The sequence below is a fragment of the Yinghuangia sp. YIM S10712 genome, from assembly GCF_051388935.1.
In the GTDB taxonomy this organism is placed as follows: Bacteria; Actinomycetota; Actinomycetes; order Streptomycetales; family Streptomycetaceae; genus Yinghuangia.
Map to the genome: position 1 here is coordinate 877153 of NZ_JBPKBI010000001.1, position 21480 is coordinate 898632.

Below are 21480 nucleotides of genomic sequence, written 5' to 3' on the forward strand. Positions count from 1 at the left end.
CATCGCCGGTTTCGAACGCGTGGCGGACGCGATGCTCGCCCAGGGCCTCATCTGACACACAGCCACCCGACCGGGGTGGACGGCGGCCGACTCGGACGGCCGCCGTCCACCCCGGTTCGCTTTCGCCGCTTCCGCGCGTCTGCCGCCGCCCGCGTGCCACCGCCCACGGCCGCTCGGTGGCCCTGATCGCCGGGCGCAGGCGGCCGGGCCGCAAAGTGACCTGCCTCACGTCCTGTCACAGTCGGCGGCGACGCGGTGTCTTGAGGTCGAACACATCGGAACCGAAGACGGAGGCAGGGACATGGCCGTGAGCATCAATGTCGTCGTGATCGGCGGCGGATACGCCGGAGTGATGGCGGCCAACCGCCTGACGCAGCACGGCGGCGTGGCTGTGACGCTGATCAACCCGCGCCCGGTCTTCGTCCACCGGATCCGCCTGCACCAGCTCGTGGGCGGGTCCGACGACGCGGTGGTCGACTACCGCGACGTTCTGGGCGAGCGCGTCCGGCTGGTCGTCGACACCGTGGACCGCATCGACGCGGCCGGGCGCGGCGTGGTGCTGACGGCAGGCGAAACGGTTCGGTACGACTACCTGGTCTACGCGGTCGGCAGCGGCAGTGACACCGCGGGCGTGCCCGGGGTGGCGGAATTCGCCTACCCGGTGGCCACCCTGGAAGAGGCGCGGCGGCTGCGGCCGGTCCTCGACGCCGCGCCCGCCACGGCCGCGGTGACCGTGGTCGGAGCGGGTCCGGCCGGTATCGAGACCGCCGCCGAACTGGCGGAGACCGGCCGCGCCGTGACCCTGGTCTGCGGCGGCGTGCTCGGGCCCTACCTGCACGCGCGCGGCCGGCGCGCGGTCGCCGCGCGGCTGGCCGAGCTCGGGGTAAAGGTGCTGGACGGCCCCGACACGAAGGTGACGGCCGTGACCCGGGACGCCGTGCGGCTCGCCGACGGCAGCGATGTGCCGAGCGAAGTGACCATCTGGACCGCCGGATTCGTCGTACCGGACCTGGCCGCGCGCAGCGGGCTGACCACCGACGCGTCGGGCCGCCTGCTCACGGACGAGACGCTGACCAGCGTGGACGATGAGCGCATCGTCGCGGCCGGCGACTCGGCGTCCCCCTCGGGCCTGCCGCTGCGGATGAGCTGCCAGGCCGCGATGCCCATGGGGGCGCGGGCCGCCGACACGGTGCTCGCCCGGGTCGCGGACGCACAGCCCGAGACCCTCAACCAGTCGTTCGCCGCCCAGTGCATCAGCCTGGGGCGGCGTGGTGGCATCTTCCAGTTCGCCACCCGCGCCGACGTCGCGGTGCGGTTCAACATCAACGGCCGCCTGGGCGCCAAGCTCAAGGAGACGGTGTGCAAGGGGGTCGTCAAGCACCTGGCCGACGAGGCCGGAAAGCCCGGCTCGTACCGCCTGCACCGCCTCTCGGGAGGTGACACACGACGCAAACTGCTGGAGGCCCGTCGCGTCGAGGCGCCGGCTGACGCCGAACACGCGGCCTAGCGCACATACCGGCTTCGGCAGCGCCGGCCACGAGAACGGGAGAGCGAGACATGACCGACCATGCCACCGATCCGGCGACCGATTCCTTCCTCGCACATCGCAACCTGCTGTTCACGGTGGCGTACGAGATGCTCGGAACGGCAGCCGACGCGGAGGACGTCCTCCAGGAAACCTGGCTGCGGTGGGCCAAGGTCGACCTGGCACAGGTGCGCGACCAGCGCGCGTATCTGGTCCGGATCACGACCCGGCAGTCGCTCAACCGGCTGCGGACCCTTCAGCGGCGCAAGGAGGCGTACGTCGGCCAGTGGCTGCCCGAACCGCTGCTCACCGCGCCGGATGTGGCCGACGACGTCGAGCTCGCCGAGAGCGTGTCGATGGCGATGATGCTCGTCCTGGAAACGCTCTCGCCCACCGAGCGTGTCGTCTTCGTCCTGCGCGAGGCTTTCGACTTCGGCTACGACGAGATCGCGAGCGCCGTCGGCAAGAGTCCCGCCGCGGTCCGTCAGATCGCCCACCGCGCCCGGAACCACGTCGACGCGCGCCGTCCCCGCCAGGCGGCGTCCGCGAGCCAGACCCGTGCGGCCGTGGAGGCGCTGCAACGGGCGTTCGAGACCAGGGACATGCAGGGGCTGCTCGACGTTCTGGCCCCGGACGTCGTTCTGGTCAGCGACGGCGGCGGGATCAAGCGCGCCGCGCTGCATCCGGTCGTCGGTGCCGAGAAGGTGGCCCGCTTCTATCTCGGCGGCTCGGCCAAGACCGGGAGCATCATGACCTTCGACCCGACGCTGGTCAACGGCCACCCCGCACTCGTCGCCCATGTGAACGGCGAGTTCGAGGGCATCCTGGCCATCCATGTCGAGGACGGCCGCGTCGCCGGCCTCTACTTCGTCCGCAACCCGGAGAAGCTGACCCACGTCGGTTCCGAGACCCCGCTCACCCTGCGGTGAACGCCACGCCGTCGGGAACCGACCGGCCTCGCGGCGCGGTTCAGTGCTGCGCCGCGTGGTTGTCGAACGGCGCGACCACCGAACGCAGGAGGTTCGCGAGGGCCGCGCGCTGGCCGCTGTCGAGTCCGGCGAGGATGTCGCGCTCGTGTTCGAGCAGGTCGGCCATCGCGGAGTCGACACGGTCGCGGCCTTCGTCGGTGAGGCGTACCAGGACGCCCCTGCGGTCGCCGGGGTCGGGCAGACGCAACACCAGCCCCTTGGCGGTGAGCCGGTCGATGCGGTTGGTCATCGTGCCGGACGTGACGAGGGTCTGGGTGAGCAACTGGCCGGGCGAGAGCTGGTACGGTGCGCCCGCGCGGCGCAGGGCCGACAGCACGTCGAATTCCCATGGTTCGAGGTCGCGCGCGGAGAAGGCGAGCCGACGGGCGCGGTCGAGGTGACGGGCAAGGCGCGTGACCCGGCTGAGTACCTCCAGCGGCTCGACGTCGAGGTCGGGGCGCTCGCGGCGCCACGCTTCGATCAGTCGGTCGACCTCGTCCTTCATGGGGTGCAGTCTAGCGAGTCGTTTGATGCCGAGCCTCTTGACGTCAAGACAAACCCTTCGAGAGGGTGTCGTCGTGGGCGCCGCCCGTCGTGGGGAGGTGCCCGCTTCCGCCCCCTTGTACCGTGGCGTCGGGGCCAAGTCGCCGACACGGCCGGGCGCCACGTGCACGTATTTCCCGAAGGCAGCCATGTGGGACCCCGACCGCTATCTCCGCCACGCGGACCACCGCCTGCGTCCGTTCCACGACCTGCTCGCCCGGGTTCCGACCGCGTCGCCGGCCCGCGTCCTCGACCTGGGCTGCGGACCCGGCAACGCGACGGCCGAGCTCGCCGACCGCTGGCCGGAGGCGTACGTCACCGGGCTCGACAACTCCGCCGAGATGATCGAGTCCGCGCAGGCGCACGCCCGGCCGGGGCGGCTCGACTTCCGGGCCGCCGATCTGGCGGCCGACACCTGGCTGCCCGACGGCGGTGTCGACGTCATGGTCTGCAACGCGGTGCTGCACTGGGTCCCCGGACACCTCGCGCGGCTGCCGGGGTGGACGGACGCTCTCACTCCCGGCGGATCGTTCGCGCTTCAGGTCCCCGCCAACTTCGGCGACCCGGCGCACGTCCTGCTCGACGAACTCGCGGCGTCCGCGCGGTGGAAGGCCCGCGTCGCCGGAGAGCCGCGGCGGTTCGCGGTGCATTCCGCCGACGAGTACCTCGACGTGCTGGCCCGGCCCGGGTTCCGCGTCGACGCGTGGGACACGACGTACCGGCATGTGCTGCACGGGTCGGACCCTGTGCTCTCCTGGATGGAGGGCACCGCGCTGCGGCCCGTCCTCGCTGCCCTCCCGGATCCTGAACGGGCCGAATTCCTCAGCGAATACGGCGCGTTGCTCGCCGACGCGTACCCCGCACGGGACCACGGGACGGTGCTGCCCTTCCGCCGCGTCTTCGCGGTCGCCGTCAAGGACGCGTGACACACCGTCAGGTCCGTTGGGACGGAGGGAATTCGCTGGGCGCGGTGTCGACCGGGGGGCGAAAGGATGGGGCCTTGACTTCCTCCCCCTCGTGAACGAGGGGAACTCCCCTCGGCCTCGCGGCCGAGCCGCCGTGCGTCAGCGCGGCGGTCGGGACCTTTCCTGCTTCACCGACCGTCGCCCGCCCGGGAAGGACTTCTCCCGCTCGGGTCTTACACCGTCTCCACAGGCAGCAACCGCCAGCCCGGCGGCCAGAATGTTCGTCGCCGCGTTCACGTCGCGGTCGTGGACCGCGCCGCAGCCGCACGTCCACTCCCGGACGTCCAGCGGCAGCTTCGCCGCGACCGTCCCGCACGCCCCGCACAGCTTCGAGCTGGGGAACCAGCGGTCGACCACGACGAGTTCGCGCCCGTACCAGGCGCACTTGTACTCCAGCATCCCCCGCAGGTCCCGCCACCCCGCATCCGAGATCGCGCGGGCAAGGGAGCGGTTCTTGACCAGATTGCGGACGGACAGGTCCTCGATCACGACCACTTGGTTATCGCGGACGAGCCGAGTCGACAGCTTGTGCAGGTGGTCCCGGCGCCGGTCGGCGATCCGCGCGTGGACCCGCGCGACACGCAGCCGGGCCCTGGCCCGGTTGTTCGAGCCCTTGGCCTTGCGGGCCAGGTCCCGCTGCGCGCGGGCGAGGCGTTCGCGGTCACGGCGCTCATGCCTCGGGTTGGCGACCTTCTCCCCGGTGGAGAGGGTCGCCAGGGACGTGATCCCGACATCCACGCCGACCGCGTCGGCGGTGGCCGGTGCGGGGGTGACCGTGTCGTCGCACAGCAGGGACACGAACCAGCGCCCGGCCGCGTCGCGGGACACGGTCACCGTCGACGGCACCGCACCGGCGGGCAGCGGACGCGACCACACGATGTCCAGGGGCTCGGACATCTTCGCCAGCGTGAGCCGGCCGTCGCGGTAGCGGAACGCGGAGGAGGTGTACTCCGCCGACTGCCGCGACTTCCGCTTGGACTTGAATCGCGGGAACCGGGCCCGTTTCGCGAAGAAGTTCACGAACGCCGTCTGCAGGTGCCGCAGCGCCTGCTGCAACGGCACACACGACACCTCACGCAAAAACCCCAGCTCCGCAGTCTGCTTCCACCCAGTCAGCATCGCGGACGTCGCGCCGTAGCCCACCCGCTCCCGCCGCGACTCCCACGCCTCGGAACGCGCCCGCAACGCCAGGTTGTAGACCTTCCGGACGCACCCGAACGTCCGCACCAGCTCAGCAGCCTGCGCATCGGTCGGGTGGAAGCGGTACCGAAACGCCCGCTTCACGGAAGAACCCCTCACAGCGAGCAACCATACCGTCGCTGCCTGTGTGTGCTCAACGGCGTTTCGCCCCGGGGCGAAACGCCTGTCCCTGCCCTGCTCTCCGCAGGCGATCCGATTCCTCCCCCGCCGGAAGGCGGGGGTTTCCTCGGAGGATTCCGATGAACCGCATCCACAACGCCGCCAGCTCACTGCGCGGCCTCGCCCTCGGAGACTTCGACGAGCCTGTTACGTGGTGTCCGCCTTGCGGCGGGTCACCAGGCGCGGGTTCGGTTCGAGGCCGGACAGGCCGTTCCAGGCCAGATTGACCAGGTGGGCCGCGACCTCGGACTTCGCGGGGGTGCGGACGTCCAGCCACCACTGGCCGGTGAGCGCGACCATGCCGACGAGCATTTGCGCGTACATCGGGGCGAGCTTCGGGTCGTAGCCGCGCGAGGCGAACTCCAGGCCGAGGATGTGCTCGACCTGGGACGCGATGTCGCTGATCAGCGAGGCGAACGTGCCGGTGGACTGGGCGACGGGAGAGTCCCGGACCAGGATCTGGAAGCCGTCGGTCGAGTGTTCGATGTAGTCGAGCAGGCCGAATGCGGCCTGTTCGAGCAGTTCGCGGGGATGGCCGCCGGTCAGGGCACTGGTGACGCCGTCGAGGAGGATGCTCATCTCGCGGTCGACGACGACCGCGTACAACCCCTCCTTGCCGCCGAAATGCTCGTACACGACGGGTTTGGAGACGCCCGCCTTGGCGGCGATCTCCTCCACGCTCGTCGCGTCGAAGCCCCGCTCCGCGAACAGCGTCCGACCGATCTCGATCAGTTGTTCGCGCCGTTCCTTGCCGGTCATGCGGACACGACCGCCGCCGCGCGGACTGCCGCGTCTGCTGGTCTCGGTCATCACTCCATCATGCCGCGCGTCGTGCGGCGATCCGCGCGCGGTCCGGCCATCTCACGTCCGAGACCCAACCGAGCTTCTCCATCCACCGGATGATCCGGGCGCTGGAGTCCAATTGTCCGCGCAGCACACCGTGCCGGGCCGACGTCTGGTCCGCGTGGTGCAGGTTGTGCCACGACTCGCCCATCGACGGGATCGCGAGCCACCACACGTTGCCGGACTTGTCCCGCGAACGGAACGGCTGGTTGCCGACCGCGTGGCAGATCGAGTTGATCGACCACGTCACGTGGTGCAGCAGCCCGACGCGGACCAGGCCGGCCCAGAAGAACGCGGTCAGCGCGCCCTGCCACGACCACGTGATCAGGCCGCCGGCCAGCGCGGGGAGTGTCAGCGAGACGGCGACCCACAAGGGAAATTGCCGCGACAGGCGGACCATCAGGGGGTCCTTGAGCAGGTCGGGCGCGTATTTGTCCTGCGGGCTCTGCTCGGGGTCGAACAGCCAGCCCATGTGGGCCCACCACATGCCCTTGGCGAGGCCCCGGAACCCGCTGCCGTACCGCCACGGCGAGTGCGGGTCGCCTTCCTGGTCGGAGAACTTGTGGTGCTTGCGGTGGTCGGCCACCCACCGGACCAGCGGCCCCTGGACCGCCATGTTGCCGGCGACCGCCAGTGCGATGCGCACCTTGCGGCCGGCCTTGAAGGATCCGTGGGTGAAGTAGCGGTGGAAGCCGATCGTGATGCCGTGGCCGGTGATCGCGTACATGATCACGACCAGCGCCACGTCAAGCCACGACAGGCCCCACCCCCACATGACGGGGACGGCGGCGATCAGTGCCGCGAAGGGGATGCCGATGAACAACGCGAGTGCGATCTGCTCGGCCAGGTTCTTGCGCTCGCCGCCCAGCGTGCCCCTTGCCGGGGCCGGCGTCGGGGTCTCGGGGGCGAGCACGGCGGTGCCGGACGAAGGTGTCATGGATTCCCTCGCACGTCGGGAGACGGAGGCGGTTTCAGGGCGCTTTAGTGGCATATAGAAGACATACGCGCGCGGGCGGATACATAACCTACGGGACCGTAAGTTGTCGCCAGTATGGCATCAGGCGCACGCAAGACAAGATGTCGTTACGTCAACCGGGTTTACCGCCGTGCCGTTGTCAACGTGCGCCGAACGGGTGAATCGAATGGAAGTTCGAGACAGGCGAGTGGGCTTCGGTCACGCTTTCGACCATGAAAGCCAAGGTCGAACAGCGCGAGCGAGCCCGAACCCTGCGGCTCCAGGGCAAGACGTACGACGAGATCGTCGAGGAGTTGGGGGTGTCGAAGAGTTCGGTGTCGCTGTGGGTGCGGGATCTGCCGAAGCCGCGCGAACAATCTCCCGAAGCGATGACGCGCCACATGGACATGATGCGAGCGGTGCGCGACGAAAACGTCAAACAGCGTGTCGAGCGCAACCACCGCGAAAGCGCCGACGAGTTCACACACCTCAGCGAGCGCGAGTTGCTTGCGCTGGGCGTCGGGCTGTACTGGGCCGAAGGCACCAAGAGCAAGCCGTGGCGCCCCGCCAAGCGCGTCGACTTCGTGAACAGCGATCCTGGGATGATCCGGGTGTTCCTCGCCTGGTTGCGTTCTTTGGGCCTGGGGACCGACCGGTGTACGTTTCGCGTCTTCATCCACGAGACCGCGGATGTGGCCGCGGCGGAGCGGTTCTGGGCCGATGTCGTGGGCGTTCCGGCCGAAGACTTCCAACCCGTGGTTCTCAAGAAGCACAACCCGACAACGGTCCGATACAACACTGCCGAGGCCTACCGTGGCTGCCTCAACATCCGGGTGCGGCGCAGCACAGAGCTTTATGAGTGCATCGAGGGCTGGTGGGCTGGCATAGTAGAGGCTGCATCGGCGCATCTCTCTTGATGAGAGGGGAGAATGTCCGATTTGCTATCCGCTGTGGTGTAATCGGCAGCACATCCGCCTTTGGAGCGGTTAGTCAAGGTTCGAGTCCTTGCAGCGGAGCTGTTCACTTTGCATCCGCTCGGTTTTTTGGGCGTTTAATCGGCCGCGCGCGCTCCCATCCGAAGAACGCTGCCCAGCCCCTCCGAGTGGCATCGCCAGACCCCTGCACCGGTATCCTGGCGATGTCCGGTTTTCGTGGCGTGTTCGGGCTGCCGTCGATACGCCGTTACCGGGCGGTCCCCCGCACGCAGAGCCGAGGAGCCACCGGCGTGAGCCCCGTCCGCCCCGCTGCTGTTGTCGTACTCGCCGCGGGTGAGGGCACCCGCATGAAGTCCGCGACCACCCCCAAGGTTTTGCACGCGCTGGCCGGACGCAGTCTGGTCGGGCACGTGGTCGAGGCCGCGAGACGTTTGGACCCCGAGCAGCTCGTCGTCGTGGTCGGGCACGGCCGCGACCAGGTCACCGCACACCTCGCCGAACTCGACCCCGCCGCGCTGCCGGTCGTGCAGGAGCAGCAGAACGGCACCGGCCACGCGGTACGCGTCGCGATCGACGCGCTGGCCGACCGCGGACGCGAGCCGTCCGGCACGGTCGTCGTGGTGTGCGGCGACACCCCGCTGCTGACCGCCGAGACCCTCGGCGCGCTCGTCGACACCCACGAGCAGGAGGGCAACGCGGTCACCGTGCTCTCCGCGCACGTGCCCGACCCGACCGGTTACGGCCGCATCGTGCGCGACCCGGGCGACGCGGTGAGCGGCATCGTGGAGCATAAGGACGCCGACGCCGCGCAGCGTGCGATCACCGAGATCAACTCGGGTGTGTACGCGTTCGACGGCAAACTGCTGCGCTCCGCGCTCGGCGGGCTCACCACCGACAACACCCAGGGCGAGGAATACCTCACCGACACCCTGACCTTGCTGCGCGGGGCCGGCCACCGCGTCGGCGCGGTCGCCGCCGCCGACCACCGCGAGATCCTCGGCATCAACGACCGCGTCCAACTCGCGGAAGCCCGGCGCCTGTTCAACCAGCGCGTGGTGGAGGCGTGGATGCGGGCCGGCGTCACCGTCGTCGATCCTGCGACGACATGGGTCGACGTCGACGCGACGCTGAAGCCGGACGCGACGCTGCTGCCCAACACCCAGTTGTACGGGCGCACTTTCGTCGCCGCGGGAGCCGAAGTCGGGCCGAACTGCACGCTCCGTGACACCCGGGTCGAAGCCGGTGCACACGTGTTCAACGCGACCTGCGAAGGCGCGGTGGTGGGGCCGGGCGCGAGCGTCGGGCCGTACACCTATCTGCGCCCGGGGACGGTATTGGCCGCCAAGGCGAAGGCCGGCGGGTTCGTGGAGATGAAGAACGCGCAGGTCGGAGAGGGTTCCAAGGTCCCGCACCTGTCGTACGTGGGCGACGCGACCATCGGTGTCGGGGCCAACATCGGGGCCGCTACGATTTTCGTCAATTACGACGGAGTGGCCAAACACCACACGGTTGTGGGCGACCATGTACGTGTGGGCAGTGACTCGATGCTCGTGGCGCCGGTGACCATCGGTGACGGCGCTTACACGGCTGCCGGGTCGGTGGTCACCGACGATGTACCGCCCGGTGCGATGGCGGTGGCGCGTGGCCGCCAGCGCAACATCGCGGGCTGGGTGACGCGTCGGCGCGCGGGTTCGCCTGCCGCCAACGCAGCGGAAGCCGCACAACAAGCCGCACAACAAGCCGCACAGCGAGGCGTGTCGGGGCAGGATGCGGTCGGGGGCGTACAGGAGACGGCAGGGCCGACCGTCGGTCAGGTCGAGGCGAGCAACAAGGAGACGGATCAGTGACCGGGATCAAACTGGCGCCCGAGCGCAAGCTCATGCTTTTCACCGGCAGGGCACACCCCGAGCTGGCGAAGCAGGTGGCGACCGAGCTCGGTGCGACCCTTGTTCCGACCAAGGCGTTCGACTTCGCCAACGGCGAGATCTACGTGCGCTTCGAAGAGTCGGTCCGCGGTTCCGACGCGTTTGTGATCCAGAGCCACACGGCTCCGATCAACACGTGGATCATGGAACACCTCATCATGGTCGACGCGCTCAAGCGGGCTTCCGCGAAGCGCATCACCGTGATCATCCCGTTCTACGGGTACGCCCGTCAGGACAAGAAGCACCGCGGCCGCGAGCCGATTTCGGCGCGTCTGATGGCCGACCTGTTCAAGACCGCGGGTGCCGACCGCCTGATGTGCGTCGACCTGCACACGTCGCAGATCCAGGGCTTCTTCGACGGCCCGGTCGACCACCTGTTCGCGCTGCCGCTGCTCGCCGACCACGTGGGCAAGCGCGTCGACCGCGAGCGCCTGACCGTCGTGTCGCCGGACGCCGGCCGCGTACGCGTCGCCGACCAGTGGACCGACCGCCTCGGTGCGCCGCTGGCGATCATCCACAAGCGCCGCGACCCGAACGTCGCCAACGAGGTCTCGGTGCACGAGGTCGTCGGTGAGGTCGAGGGCCGTACGTGTGTGCTGGTCGACGACATGATCGACACCGGCGGCACGATCTGCGCCGCCGCCGAGGCGCTGTTCGCGAACGGCGCCGCGGACGTCATCGTCGCCGCGACGCACGCGGTGCTGTCCGGTCCGGCGGTGGACCGGCTGAAGAACTCGCGGATCAGCGAGGTCATCGTCACCAACTCGCTGCCGATTCCCGAGGAGCGGCAGTTCGACAAACTCACGACGCTGTCGATCGCCCCGATGGTCGCGCGCGCGATCACCGAGGTGTTCGAGGACGGCTCGGTGACCAGCCTGTTCGACGGCCACGGCTGAGCCGCCGCAAGCAAGTTCGGACGCCGCCCGGTCACTGACCGGGCGGCGTCCGCCTGTTCGGGGCACACCCGATTTCTGCGTGGCCCGGGGTTGTGGGTAGGCTTGCGGGGTTGCCCGGCGAGGGATGCGAGATCTGCTCCGTGATCGACGCGGTGGCAGACGGCTTGCAAGCTCCTCTCGGGTGCCGGGAACCCGGTGCCACTCGGGCACCACGGGGTCCGATCGAGTCCGTCCGCTCCCTTAAGCGTCGCTCCGGTCGGGCTTCCATCCACAGGGATCCCATCCCCGCACATTCGCCACCGCGTCGTTTCGAGGAGTACCCGTCGTGTCCGAGGTCCGTATCGCCGCCGAGTCGCGTTCCGAGTTCGGCAAGGGCGCCGCGCGACGTGCCCGTCGCGAGGGCAAGGTTCCCGCTGTTCTCTACGGTCACGGCACCGCTCCCGTGCACCTGTCCCTGCCGGGCCACGACCTGATGCTCGCGCTCAAGACGCCCAACGTCCTGCTCGCGCTGGAGGTCGACGGCAAGAAGGAGCTCGCGCTCCCCAAGGACGTGCAGCGCCACCCGATCAAGCGCCACCTTGAGCACGTCGACCTGATCCTGGTCAAGCGCGGCGAGAAGGTCGTCGTCGAGGTGCCCGTGCAGGCCACCGGCACCGTCGCGCCGGGCGGTCTGCTGGAGACCGTCGTCGTCGCGCTGCCGGTCGAGGCCGAGGCCACCCACCTGCCGGAGGCCATCGAGGTCTCGGTCGAGGGCCTGGAGGCCGGCCAGTCCGTGCACGCCAAGGACATCGCGCTGCCCCGCGGCACCACCCTCGCGGTCGACGGTGACACCGTCGTCCTGCACGTCATGGTCCCGGCCGCCGCCGAGGCCGCGGAGACCGGGGAAGAGTCGGCCGAGGCCGCGGAGACCGTCGAGGCCTGAGCCTCGCGGCTCTTGCCTCACCGGCGGACAGCACAACGGACAGCATCGGGACACACAGCATGGTGACGTCGCAGGCCCACGTCGGCGCGGACAGCGGTCCGTGGCTGGTCGTGGGCCTCGGCAACCCCGGCCCCGAGTACGCCGGCAACCGCCACAACATCGGCTTCATGGTCGCGGACCTCCTCGCGGAGCGCGCCGGGGGGAAGTTCAAGGCGCACAAGGCGCGAGCGCAGGTCGTGGAGGGCCGGCTCGCGGGACAGCGCGTGGTCCTGGCGAAGCCGATGACCTACATGAACCTGTCGGGCGGGCCGGTCACCGCACTGCGGGACTTCTACAAGGTCCCGCTCGACCGGATCGTCGTGATCCACGACGAACTCGACATCGACTTCCCGGTGTTGCGCCTCAAGCGCGGCGGCGGCGACAACGGTCACAACGGCCTCAAGTCGATCACCAAGTCCCTCGGGCCCGACTATTTCCGGGTCCGGTTCGGCATCGGCCGGCCGCCGGGGCGGATGGACGTCGCGGCTTTCGTGCTGCGGGACTTCTCGTCCACCGAGCGCAAGGGCCTCGACGTCGAGGTCGACCGCGCCGCCGACGCCGTCGAGTCGTTGCTCACCGACGGGCTCGAACGCGCGCAGAGCCTGTACAACTCCTGACCGTCCCGCAGCGGTCGGCGACCGCGGTCAGCGGACGGTCTCCCACGTGCCGTCGTCGTGCACGCGCGCCGGTGCGGTGCCCAGAATGAGCGTCGCGAGGGCCGCGTCGACGCTCGCGCCGAGGAACCATTCGCCGGTGTGGTCGATCGCGAACACGCGTCCGGCCGGGTCGATCGCGAGGAAGCCGGCGCCGCCGTCCTCCGCGCCGAGCGGGCACAGGTTGGTGCCGAGGCTGCGGCCGACGTCGGCGAGCGTACGCGTCAGGTGCAGGGCCAGCGTCGGGTCGACCGTGAACGGCCGTCGCGCGACGGCCGCGCCCGGTCCGTCGACCGCTACGCGCAGGCCGCCGAACTCCGACCACGCGTCGAGCGCGGCCGGGAAGACCGAGTGCCGGTAGCCGTCCGGCGACGTGTGGTCGGCGACCTCTTTCGCCCACACCTCCGCCTGTTCGAGGCGCTTGCGGCCCACCCGCCAGCCGGCGCGCTTGAGTTCGTACACCACCTCGGTGGAGAACCGCGACATGCTCAGCCTTCCTTCACCGTCACGCCGAAGTGTTCCAACAGCGCCGCGCACGAGCGGCACGGCGGCTGATAACCGCCGTGGTCGGGGTCACCCTCTTCGCGAATGCGACGCAGCGTGACTTTCGCCCCCCGGAGGGCGCGGCGCGCGTCGGCGAGGGTGAACGGTTTCTTCGCGGCGCGGCCCCGGCGGCTTTCCTCGGCCTCCGCGATGTGTTCGGACAGCAATTCGACTTCGGGGCAGCGGCCGTTCCAGCGTTCCCGTTGCTCGGGCGGGAGTTCGGCGAGGAAGGTGCGGACGAGTTCGTGCGGGGCCGGAACGGTGTCGCCCTTCGCGCCTGCCCGGGTGCGTACCTTTTTGCCTACGAACAGGGCCGCCGCCACGGCCGGGAGGATGCTGTCGCGCGGCACCCGGGCCGTGATGAGCTCGGGGTGCCCCGTGGTTTCCTGCGGTGCCCGGCTGGTCGTCGGCTGGGGCGGGGCGGCCACGTCGCTTCCCTTCTGCGTCGCTGCTGTTTGGAGCTGATCCGTCGTCACCTACCGGCGTACGGCGTGCGGTTGCATGTCGTACAACGGCAATCCGGCAGTCACGCAACGGTCGGCGGATGATCATCCGCCCGTCACAGGGTGCCAAACGGCCTTGCTCGCTTCACCACCAGGGTGACCCTAAGTGATCACCGCCACAGAAGCCATTCGGCGGTGTCCGGCCGTTTCGCGCCTGCCCGGCCCACGATCGTCCACGCCTGTGCGGCGGCCGTCGATCCGGTTTTTCTGCCCGTTGGGCTCCCGCAGCGCGGCGCGGGCGCTAGCGTCGGGTGGGCGGTCCGCAGACACGACGACGGACGCGGTGCCCGGGGTGGGGGGTCCATGCCGGCGCCGGATGTCCGGCGGGACGCACTCGGCCGCGTTCGCCGCGGGTGGGGATCGCCGCGCGCCAGGGGGGCGTGCGGTGGGGGGAAGCCGAGGAGTTGTTGCGCCATGGCGTCAGTGGGGTTGGCGGTGGTCGGCGCCGGTTACTGGGGGCCGAATCTGATACGCAACGCGCAGGCGACGCCGGGCCTGCGCGTCGAGGTGCTGTGCGACCTCGACGAGGCACGTGCCCGCGCGGTGCTCGGCGCGTACAGCACCGTGCGGGTGACCGGGGCGTACGACGCGGTGCTGGCGGACGACGCGGTGCAGGCGGTCGCCATCGCGACCCCGGCCGCGACGCACTTCGAACTCGTGCGCGCCGCACTGGAGTCCGGCAAACACGTGCTCGTCGAGAAGCCGATCACCTCGTCGCGCGCCGACGCTGTGAAACTGGTCGAACTCGCCGAGCGCAACGGCCTCACGCTGATGTGCGACCACACGTTCTGCTTCATGCCGGTGGTGCGCCGCATCCGTGACATGCTGCACGGCGGCGAGATCGGCGACGTGCAGTTCATCGATTCGGTGCGGATCAACCTGGGCATCGTGCAGCCGGACGTCGACGTGCTGTGGGACCTGGCGCCCCACGACCTGTCCATTCTTGATTTCATCCTGCCGCCGGGCGTGCACCCGATCTCGATCGCCGCGCACGGCGCGGACCCCATCGGCACCGGACGCGCGTGCCTGGCCTACCTGGTGGTGCGGCTGAACACCGGGGCGATGGCCCACATCCACGTCAACTGGCTCTCGCCGACCAAGGTGCGCACCACGATCATCGGCGGTTCGCGGCGCACATTGGTGTGGGACGACATGAACCCGGCCGCGCGCCTGCACGTCCACGACAAGGGCATCGACCTCGCGGAGGACGCCGCACTCGGTCGGGAGGCGCGCTACAGCAAGCTCGTTTCCTACCGCACCGGCGACGTGGTCTCGCCGGCGCTGCCGGAGACGGAGGCGCTGCGCGGGGTGATGGCCGAATTCGCCTCCGCCATCGCCGAGTCCCGCCCGCCGCTGACCGACGGGCGGTCGGGGGTACGCGTGTTGGAGCTTCTTGAGGCGGCGTCGCGCAGCCTGGAGACCGGAGGCCTCGCGGTGCCGGTCGGTCCCGGGGTGCCGGCCGCGCGGTCCACGAGGGTCGGTACCGGGTCGCCGCACGTGGTGTCGGTGACCGGCGGAAAGGGCTGAACCACCCATGATGCAAGCTGAGTTGCCTGGCGACCGTGCGAAGTGGACGTCGTTGGCGGGCGCCAAGTGCGTGGTCACCGGCGGGGCCGGCACCATCGGGTCGACGATCGTCGACCAACTCCTCGACGCCGGCGTGGGGGAGGTCGTCGTGCTCGACGACCTGACGCGCGGACGCCGGGAGAATCTCGCGTACGCCCTCGACCCGGCCCGCGGCGGACGCTGCTCGCTCGTCGAGGGCGACATCCGCGACCGGGCGCTGCTGGCACGGCTGTTGCCCGGCACGGATGTGGTCTTCCACCTGGCGGCGATCCGCATCACCCAGTGTGTCGAGCAGCCCAGGCTCGCCTTGGAAGTGCTGGTGGACGGCACGTTCGATGTGCTGGAGGCGGCGCAGCGGGCAGGTGTGCGCAAGGTCGTGGCGTCGTCGTCGGCTTCGGTGTACGGGCTGGCGAAGGAGTTCCCGACGACCGAGGAGCACCACCCGTACGACAACGACACGCTCTACGGCGCGGCGAAGCTGTTCAACGAGGGGCTGCTGCGCAGTTTCCACGCGATGTACGGGCTGGACTACGTCGCGCTGCGGTACTTCAACGTCTACGGCCCGCGCATGGACGTCCACGGGCTGTACACCGAGGTGCTGATCCGCTGGATGGACCGCATCGCGGACGGCCGGCCGCCGCTCATCTTCGGTGACGGTCTACAGACCATGGACTTCGTCTTCACCGAGGACATCGCGCGCGCCAACCTGCTCGCCGCGGCGGCCCCGGTGACCGACGAGGCCTTCAACATCGCCTGCGGTGTGGAGACTTCGCTGAAGGAGCTCGCGGAGCGGTTGCTCGCGGCGATGGGGTCCGAGCTGGGGGTCGAGCACGGTCCTTCGCGCGCGGTGGGAGGGGTCACGCGCCGGCTGGCGGACACCGGGAAGGCCGAGCGCGAGTTGGGGTTCCGGGCCGAAGTCGGCCTGGAGGAGGGGCTGCGGCGCCTCGTGGCGTGGTGGCGCGACAGCAAGTAGGGCGTGTGGGGGGATGGTTCATGGGCTGGGGGTATTCGGTGAGCGAGCGTATACCGGTGATGCGGCCGTGGTTCGGACCGGAGGAGGCCGAGGCCGCGGCGGAGGCGGTGCGGTCGGGGTGGGTCGCGCAGGGGCCTCAGGTCGCGGCGTTCGAGAAGGCCTTCGCGGCCTGGACCGGCGCCGCCGACGCGGTGGCGGTGTCGTCGTGCACAACGGCGCTGCATCTGGCGTTGATCACGGCGGGAGTGGGCCCGGGTGACGAAGTGGTGGTCCCGTCACTGTCGTTCATCGCAACAGCGAACGCCGTGCGGTACGTGGGTGCTTCGCCCGTCTTCGCGGACGTCGACCCGGCGACCGGCAATCTGACCGCGACGACGGTCGACGCGGTGCGTTCCGCGGCGACGCGTGCGGTGATCCTTGTCGACCAAGGCGGGGTCCCGGCCGATCTCGACGCGATGCGCGCGATGTGTGACCCGGCGGGGATCGTGGTGATCGAGGATGCGGCCTGCGGTGCCGGATCGTTGCTGCGCGGGCGCCCGGTGGGGGCCGGGGCGGCGTTCGCGACGTATTCGTTCCACCCGCGCAAGCTGCTCACCTGCGGCGAGGGCGGCATGGTGACCGTCGACCGTCCCGAAGTCGCCGCCCGGCTGAGGCGGTTGCGTGAACACGGCATGAGTGTGAGCGCGGCCGACCGCGATGCGGCGGACCGCAGCGGCGGGGCGCCGGTGGTGGAGAGCTACGACGAACTGGGCTTCAACTACCGCATGACGGACGTGCAGGCCGCGATCGGCCTCGTGCAGCTCGGCCGACTGCCCGAGATGGTCGCGAGGCGGCGGGAACTCGCCGAGCGGTACCGGAAATTGCTGTCCGGAGTGCCGGGGCTGCGGCTGGTCGGCGACCCTGTCGACGCGGACGGACAGGTGTACGGCGAGACCAACTACCAGGCGTGCTGGGTGCAGTTGGGGCCGGACTTCCCCGTGGGACGCGACGCGATGCTCGGGCGGCTGGCGGCGGCGGGCATCTCCGCGCGCCGGGGCATCATGGCCGCGCACCTGGAACCCGCGTACGCCGACACCCCGCCGCCGCTGCCGCTGCCGGCCACCGAGGCGCTTACCCGGGATTCGCTGATCCTGCCGCTGTTCCACGACATGTCGGAGGCCCAGCAGGACCGCGTGATCGTGGAGTTCTACGCGGCGGCCGGCATCGCGGCCGGCACAGGGGCGGAGGCGCACGCGTGAACGGTGCCGGCGTGTCGGGTGGTTCCGAGAGGGCAGGTCGCATACCGCTGGTCGACCTGCTCGTGTCGCATGCCGAGGTGGCCGCCGAGGTCGATGCGGGATTCGCCCGCGTCCTGGGCAGCGGGGCGTTCGTCAGGGGGCCCGATGTCGTGGCGTTCGAGCGGGAGTTCGCGGCCTTCAGCGGAACCGGGCACTGTGTCGGCGTCGCGAACGGCACCGACGCACTGGAGTTGATGTTGCGCGCCGACGAAATGCCGCCTGGCGCACGCGTCGTGATGCCGGCCAACACCTTCGTCGCGACGGCCGAGGCCGTGGTGCGCGCGGGTGGGACACCGGCCTTCGCGGATGTCGACGACGAATTCCTGCTCCTCGACCCGGCGTCGGCGGAGCGCGCGGTCTCGGCACCGGGGGCATGGGCACTGCTGCCGGTACACCTGAACGGCCAACTCGCACCCATGGAAGCTCTGGCCGACCTTGCCGCCAGGACAGGGGTGCGGATCTACGAGGACGCCGCGCAGTGCCAGGGAGCGACGAGAAACGGCCGGGGAGCGGGAGCTTGGAGTCGCGCGGCGGGCACCAGCTTCTATCCCGGAAAGAACCTCGGCGCGTACGGGGACGCCGGCGCGGTGATCACGGATGACCGCGAATTAGCGGGTCTGGTACGCGAGATCGCCGACCACGGGTCCTCCCGCAAGTACGTGCATGACCGGTTCGGCGTCAACTCGCGCCTCGACACGCTCCAAGCGGTCGTCCTGCGCGCGAAGTTGCGGCGCCTCGCGGACTGGAACGCGGCCCGGCGCACGGCCGCCGCGCGTTACGACGGGCTGCTCGCCGACCTGGCCGCCGACGGCCTCGTGCGCTTGCCGCGTACCGCGCCCGGCAACGAACACGTTTGGCATATCTACGCCGTGCGCGTGCCGAACCGCGACGCGGTACTCGTCGACCTCAACGCGTCCGGCATCGGGGCCGGGGTCCACTACCCGGTGCCGGTCCATCTTCAGCCCGCATTTCGCGAACTCGGTTATGCTCGCGGTGATTTCCCGGTGGCGGAGCGCGCGGCGCAGGAGATTCTCACACTGCCGCTGTTCCCGCAGATCACCGAGGAACAACAGGCCCGGGTCGCCGACGCGCTCGCCAAGGCCCTCGCGAACGCGCGCAAGGAGGCACCGTGACCGGCCGCGCCCTGCCGCCCGGCGCGACGATCCGCTCGCTCGGCCATGCCGGCTACGAGATCACCCACGCGGGCGTGCGCCTGCTCATCGACCCGTGGTTCCATCCGGCCTTCCTGGCCTCGTGGTTCCCGTTCCCGGACAACCGGCACCTGCTCGACGATGTCGTGACCGGCGCGTACGACCTGTTGTATCTGTCGCACGCCCACGAGGACCACTTCGACGAACGCACCCTCGAACTGATCGATCACGACGCAACCACCGTCGTGGTGCCGCGATTTCGCTCCAAGACACTCGCGCGTCGCCTGACCGGGCTGGGCTTTCGCGAGGTGATCACGCTCGGACACCGGGAGCGGTACGAGGTCACCGACGGCTTCACGCTGACGATGCTCCTCGATACCAGCCACAAGGAGGACAGCGGACTCCTCGTCGACTTGGACGAGTTCAGGTTCCTCGACCTCAACGACTGCAACACACCGCTGTCCGAACTCCCCGCGGACATCGACGCGTTGTCCGCGCAGTACTCCGGCGCGATGTGGTACCCGAACTGCTACGCCTACCCGGACGAGGTTCAGCGCCGCAAGACCGCCGAGGTGCGCGGCGACTTGTTCGACACGCTGGTGCGCAAGATCCGGCTCACGGGCGCGTCGACGTACCTCCCGGCTGCCGGCCCGCCGTGCTTCCTGGACCCGGAACTGGACCGCTTCAACGACCGCGCAGCGACGATCTTCCTGCTGTGGGACGACCTCGCACGCGACTTCGCCACCGCCTGCCCGGAGGTCGAGGCCGTCCTCCTGGAACCGGGCGACGCCCTCACATCGGCCGGGGTGAGTGTGTCGCCCGACCCGGAGCGCGGGCGTTGGCGCGACGACCCGGAGACGTACCTCGCCGAGTACCGCGCCCGGCGCGCCGACGAGTGGTCCGCGTACCACGAGGAGCCGTACGAGCCGGTGCACGCCGAGGAGTTGCACGCCTACTTCCGCAAACTCACCGACTGGAACAAGCGCTTCCTCGCCGACTACAAACGTGACGTACGGCTGGTGGCGGACGGCGCCGCGTGGGGTGTGCGCCTCGGCAGCGTCGGCGGCGTCCTCGAAGCCGACCCGATCGACGCCGGCTACACCATCCAGGTCCCCCCGCGCGCCCTCCGCGCGATCGTCGACGGCCGCATCGGCTGGGAAGAAGCACTGCTGTCGCTGCGCCTGAGCCTGCACCGCGACCCGGACGTCTTCGACCTGACGATGATGAGCCTGCTGCGCTACGGCAACCAGCCCGCGCAGACCATGCAGATGGTCCGGGAACGCGAGGAAGCATCCTCCGGCGAAACCATCGAACGCCGAGGCCACACCTTTCAGCGCTTCTGCCCCCACGCCGGCGAGGATCTGGCCCACGCGGACATCACGGACGGCGTGCTGGAATGCCCCCGCCACCACTGGAAGTGGGACCTCAGGACGGGCCGGTGCGTCTCCGGGGGCACGGTGCCGCTGCGCGTCGGTCCGGCCGAACGAGCATCGGCCGAAGCGGCGCAGTAGCCGGGCGGTGCCCTCGGTCTCGGGCCGAGGGCAGACCGCACGCCAGGGCTGATGAGTCACAGCGGTTCAGGGTCGTCCTGCGGTGTCCGCGGGGTCGGCTTCCGATGTGGTCGCTGCGGCAACGAGCGGCGATTTCACGTCCGTTCGTTTGTCGGGTTGGCTGCGGTAGATCGTGACACCGCCCACGACCCACACCGCGCAGACGACCCCCAGAGCGCCCGGTGCCAGGAGTGACGCATTGCCGACTGTTTCGGCGGCCATCACCAACACCGCGATCGGTGCGCGGACGATCGGGCCCAGGCATGCGGCCATGCCGACGACGATGAAGACCGTCGGGTCGTCCGGGGCGTGCCCCGTGTCCTCGGCGATTCGCCACACCGCTGCTCCCACACCGGCGCCGATCACCAGCCCTGGGCCGAAGATGCCGCCGGAGCCGCCCGAGCCGATGGACAACGCGGTGCCGGCCAGCTTCGCGGGCGCCAGCAAAAGCACCGTCCACAGTGACAGGCCGAGTAGGACGTCGCGGTCCATGACCGCCTGCATCAAGCCGTACCCGGTCCCCAGGACGCCGGGGACGAACAGCCCCACCACGCCGACCACCAGCCCCGCCAGGGCCGGAAAGAGCAATTTCCGAGCGGTGGTTCGAGCAGCGGCTTCCACGCGTTCGTGCACGGCGTAGAACACCGCGGCGTACAGGCGTCCCGTCACGCCGCAGGCGAGCCCGATGGCCGCGATCAGCACCACGCCGACAGGCCCGCCCACCGCGTCGGCATGGTGTGCGCCGAGGATGGGGCCATACCCGAAGAAGAGGCCGAAGACGCCGTATCCCACGAGGGCGGCCGGCAGGGTCTTGGCCACGACCGAGGGGTCGGCGTCCCTGCGATAGAGCAGTTCGGCGCCGAGGATCGCGCCGCCGAGCGGGGCGCGGAAAATCGCGCCGACCCCCGCAGCGAGCCCCACGGTGACCGCGGTTCGCGCCTCCTGCGGCGTCAGGCCGGCCCGCCGGGCGACGACCGAGCCGAAGGACGCCGAGATCTGCGCGGCCGGGCCTTCCGTACCGCCGGACCCACCCGAGCCGATCGTGACGGCGGAGGCCGCCATTTTGACGACGGCCACCCGCCCCCTGATGCCGAGGGGTTGACGATGTGCCGCGTCGATCGCCGCATCCGTCCCGTGCCCCGCCGCATCCGGCGCGAACCAGCGCACCAGGGCTGCCGAAACGAACGCCCCGCCTGCCACCACGAGCGGGACCGCCCACAGACGTTCACCAGAATCCTCAAGGTGGAAACCGCCGTCCAGGGCAGTACCGTACGGCCGGTGGTCGCCGAGCTCTCCGAGCACGAAGTGCGTCGTCAGTTTCAGCAAGCCGAACAGTCCGGCCGAACCAAGCCCGCCGACGACACCGAGAACCGCGCACAGGACAGGCCA

20 protein-coding genes and 1 tRNA gene are annotated in these 21480 nt (G+C 70.1%); 14 read left to right on the top strand and 7 right to left on the bottom strand.

Annotated elements, in window-relative coordinates:
* Positions 1 to 301: 301 nt before the first annotated feature.
* Entirely contained in the window at positions 302 to 1507 is a 1206-nt protein-coding gene (locus ACRX5W_RS04125) for an NAD(P)/FAD-dependent oxidoreductase (protein WP_436786490.1), read from the top strand.
* Positions 1508 to 1557: 50 nt separating this feature from the next.
* Positions 1558 to 2454, top strand: a complete 897-nt coding sequence (locus tag ACRX5W_RS04130) for an RNA polymerase sigma-70 factor (protein WP_436786491.1) — start codon at positions 1558 to 1560, stop codon at positions 2452 to 2454.
* A gap of 40 nt (positions 2455 to 2494) precedes the next feature.
* Here the strand turns inward: ACRX5W_RS04130 and ACRX5W_RS04135 are convergent, their stop codons facing one another.
* Complete coding sequence (locus ACRX5W_RS04135; protein ID WP_436786492.1) at positions 2495 to 2998, bottom strand: MarR family winged helix-turn-helix transcriptional regulator; 504 nt, start codon at positions 2996 to 2998, stop codon at positions 2495 to 2497.
* A 187-nt stretch (positions 2999 to 3185) separates the two neighbouring features.
* On the opposite strand from ACRX5W_RS04135, the gene ACRX5W_RS04140 reads away from it, so the two are divergent.
* Positions 3186 to 3962, top strand: coding sequence for a methyltransferase domain-containing protein (locus tag ACRX5W_RS04140; RefSeq protein ID WP_436786493.1), 777 nt, complete (start codon positions 3186 to 3188; stop codon positions 3960 to 3962).
* A 138-nt stretch (positions 3963 to 4100) separates the two neighbouring features.
* Here the strand turns inward: ACRX5W_RS04140 and ACRX5W_RS04145 are convergent, their stop codons facing one another.
* From ACRX5W_RS04145 to ACRX5W_RS04155, 3 genes are all read right to left on the bottom strand, one after another.
* Positions 4101 to 5285, bottom strand: coding sequence for an RNA-guided endonuclease InsQ/TnpB family protein (locus ACRX5W_RS04145; protein ID WP_436786494.1), 1185 nt, complete (start codon positions 5283 to 5285; stop codon positions 4101 to 4103).
* A 222-nt stretch (positions 5286 to 5507) separates the two neighbouring features.
* Positions 5508 to 6170 (bottom strand): TetR family transcriptional regulator, encoded by a 663-nt coding sequence (locus tag ACRX5W_RS04150; RefSeq protein WP_436786495.1) that lies wholly within the window; start codon positions 6168 to 6170, stop codon positions 5508 to 5510.
* Between the two features lie 7 nt (positions 6171 to 6177).
* Positions 6178 to 7140 carry an acyl-CoA desaturase gene (locus tag ACRX5W_RS04155; RefSeq protein ID WP_436786496.1) on the bottom strand — a complete coding sequence of 321 codons (963 nt, stop codon included), beginning with the start codon at positions 7138 to 7140 and terminating at the stop codon, positions 6178 to 6180.
* 251 nt (positions 7141 to 7391) lie between these two features.
* On the opposite strand from ACRX5W_RS04155, the gene ACRX5W_RS04160 reads away from it, so the two are divergent.
* From ACRX5W_RS04160 to pth, 6 genes are all read left to right on the top strand, one after another.
* Positions 7392 to 8075, top strand: a complete 684-nt coding sequence (locus tag ACRX5W_RS04160; protein ID WP_436786497.1) for a hypothetical protein — start codon at positions 7392 to 7394, stop codon at positions 8073 to 8075.
* Between the two features lie 27 nt (positions 8076 to 8102).
* Positions 8103 to 8174 (top strand) — tRNA-Gln (locus tag ACRX5W_RS04165).
* Positions 8175 to 8383: 209 nt separating this feature from the next.
* Positions 8384 to 9940: a bifunctional UDP-N-acetylglucosamine diphosphorylase/glucosamine-1-phosphate N-acetyltransferase GlmU gene (glmU, locus tag ACRX5W_RS04170; RefSeq protein WP_436786498.1), complete on the top strand. Its 1557-nt coding sequence runs from the start codon at positions 8384 to 8386 to the stop codon at positions 9938 to 9940.
* Positions 9937 to 10914, top strand: a complete 978-nt coding sequence (locus ACRX5W_RS04175; RefSeq protein ID WP_436786499.1) for a ribose-phosphate diphosphokinase — start codon at positions 9937 to 9939, stop codon at positions 10912 to 10914. Before glmU ends, ACRX5W_RS04175 begins: the two co-directional genes overlap by 4 nt.
* Before the next feature lie 325 nt (positions 10915 to 11239).
* The gene (locus tag ACRX5W_RS04180; RefSeq protein ID WP_436786500.1) at positions 11240 to 11836 is read left to right on the top strand and encodes a 50S ribosomal protein L25/general stress protein Ctc; all 597 of its coding nucleotides are present in this window, start codon (positions 11240 to 11242) and stop codon (positions 11834 to 11836) included.
* A gap of 59 nt (positions 11837 to 11895) precedes the next feature.
* Positions 11896 to 12492, top strand: a complete 597-nt coding sequence (pth, locus tag ACRX5W_RS04185; protein WP_436786501.1) for an aminoacyl-tRNA hydrolase — start codon at positions 11896 to 11898, stop codon at positions 12490 to 12492.
* A 27-nt stretch (positions 12493 to 12519) separates the two neighbouring features.
* On the opposite strand, the gene ACRX5W_RS04190 is transcribed toward pth, so the two are convergent.
* Together ACRX5W_RS04190 and ACRX5W_RS04195 are read right to left on the bottom strand one after the other, a co-directional pair.
* Entirely contained in the window at positions 12520 to 13014 is a 495-nt protein-coding gene (locus ACRX5W_RS04190; RefSeq protein WP_436786502.1) for an SUKH-3 domain-containing protein, read from the bottom strand.
* Between the two features lie 2 nt (positions 13015 to 13016).
* Positions 13017 to 13499 carry a YwqJ-related putative deaminase gene (locus tag ACRX5W_RS04195; protein WP_436786503.1) on the bottom strand — a complete coding sequence of 161 codons (483 nt, stop codon included), beginning with the start codon at positions 13497 to 13499 and terminating at the stop codon, positions 13017 to 13019.
* Between the two features lie 489 nt (positions 13500 to 13988).
* Between ACRX5W_RS04195 and ACRX5W_RS04200 the strand changes: the two genes are divergently transcribed.
* Genes ACRX5W_RS04200 through ACRX5W_RS04220 form a run of 5 tightly spaced genes read left to right on the top strand, consistent with a single transcriptional unit; the run spans position 13989 to position 20052 of the window.
* Positions 13989 to 15101 carry a Gfo/Idh/MocA family protein gene (locus ACRX5W_RS04200; RefSeq protein ID WP_436786504.1) on the top strand — a complete coding sequence of 371 codons (1113 nt, stop codon included), beginning with the start codon at positions 13989 to 13991 and terminating at the stop codon, positions 15099 to 15101.
* Between the two features lie 7 nt (positions 15102 to 15108).
* Positions 15109 to 16113, top strand: a complete 1005-nt coding sequence (locus ACRX5W_RS04205; protein WP_436786505.1) for an NAD-dependent epimerase/dehydratase family protein — start codon at positions 15109 to 15111, stop codon at positions 16111 to 16113.
* Between the two features lie 38 nt (positions 16114 to 16151).
* Positions 16152 to 17351: a DegT/DnrJ/EryC1/StrS family aminotransferase gene (locus ACRX5W_RS04210; RefSeq protein WP_436786506.1), complete on the top strand. Its 1200-nt coding sequence runs from the start codon at positions 16152 to 16154 to the stop codon at positions 17349 to 17351.
* Positions 17348 to 18523: a DegT/DnrJ/EryC1/StrS family aminotransferase gene (locus ACRX5W_RS04215; protein WP_436786507.1), complete on the top strand. Its 1176-nt coding sequence runs from the start codon at positions 17348 to 17350 to the stop codon at positions 18521 to 18523. The genes ACRX5W_RS04210 and ACRX5W_RS04215 overlap by 4 nt, the downstream gene beginning before the upstream one ends.
* Complete coding sequence (locus ACRX5W_RS04220; protein WP_436786508.1) at positions 18520 to 20052, top strand: Rieske 2Fe-2S domain-containing protein; 1533 nt, start codon at positions 18520 to 18522, stop codon at positions 20050 to 20052. The genes ACRX5W_RS04215 and ACRX5W_RS04220 overlap by 4 nt, the downstream gene beginning before the upstream one ends.
* A gap of 66 nt (positions 20053 to 20118) precedes the next feature.
* On the opposite strand, the gene ACRX5W_RS04225 is transcribed toward ACRX5W_RS04220, so the two are convergent.
* Positions 20119 to 21417, bottom strand: a complete 1299-nt coding sequence (locus ACRX5W_RS04225; RefSeq protein ID WP_436786509.1) for a chloride channel protein — start codon at positions 21415 to 21417, stop codon at positions 20119 to 20121.
* Positions 21418 to 21480: the final 63 nt, after the last annotated feature.

Excerpts from the sequence above, each read along its gene's own strand:
- ACRX5W_RS04125 (WP_436786490.1), top strand. The coding sequence starts at position 302 with ATGGCCGTGAGCATCAATGTCGTCGTGATCGGCGGCGGATACGCCGGA.
- ACRX5W_RS04130 (WP_436786491.1), top strand. The coding sequence starts at position 1,558 with ATGACCGACCATGCCACCGATCCGGCGACCGATTCCTTCCTCGCACAT.
- ACRX5W_RS04135 (WP_436786492.1), bottom strand. The coding sequence starts at position 2,998 with ATGAAGGACGAGGTCGACCGACTGATCGAAGCGTGGCGCCGCGAGCGC.
- ACRX5W_RS04140 (WP_436786493.1), top strand. The coding sequence starts at position 3,186 with ATGTGGGACCCCGACCGCTATCTCCGCCACGCGGACCACCGCCTGCGT.
- ACRX5W_RS04150 (WP_436786495.1), bottom strand. The coding sequence starts at position 6,170 with ATGACCGAGACCAGCAGACGCGGCAGTCCGCGCGGCGGCGGTCGTGTC.
- ACRX5W_RS04155 (WP_436786496.1), bottom strand. The coding sequence starts at position 7,140 with ATGACACCTTCGTCCGGCACCGCCGTGCTCGCCCCCGAGACCCCGACG.
- ACRX5W_RS04160 (WP_436786497.1), top strand. The coding sequence starts at position 7,392 with ATGAAAGCCAAGGTCGAACAGCGCGAGCGAGCCCGAACCCTGCGGCTC.
- pth (WP_436786501.1), top strand. The coding sequence starts at position 11,896 with ATGGTGACGTCGCAGGCCCACGTCGGCGCGGACAGCGGTCCGTGGCTG.
- ACRX5W_RS04190 (WP_436786502.1), bottom strand. The coding sequence starts at position 13,014 with ATGTCGCGGTTCTCCACCGAGGTGGTGTACGAACTCAAGCGCGCCGGC.
- ACRX5W_RS04200 (WP_436786504.1), top strand. The coding sequence starts at position 13,989 with ATGGCGTCAGTGGGGTTGGCGGTGGTCGGCGCCGGTTACTGGGGGCCG.
- ACRX5W_RS04205 (WP_436786505.1), top strand. The coding sequence starts at position 15,109 with ATGATGCAAGCTGAGTTGCCTGGCGACCGTGCGAAGTGGACGTCGTTG.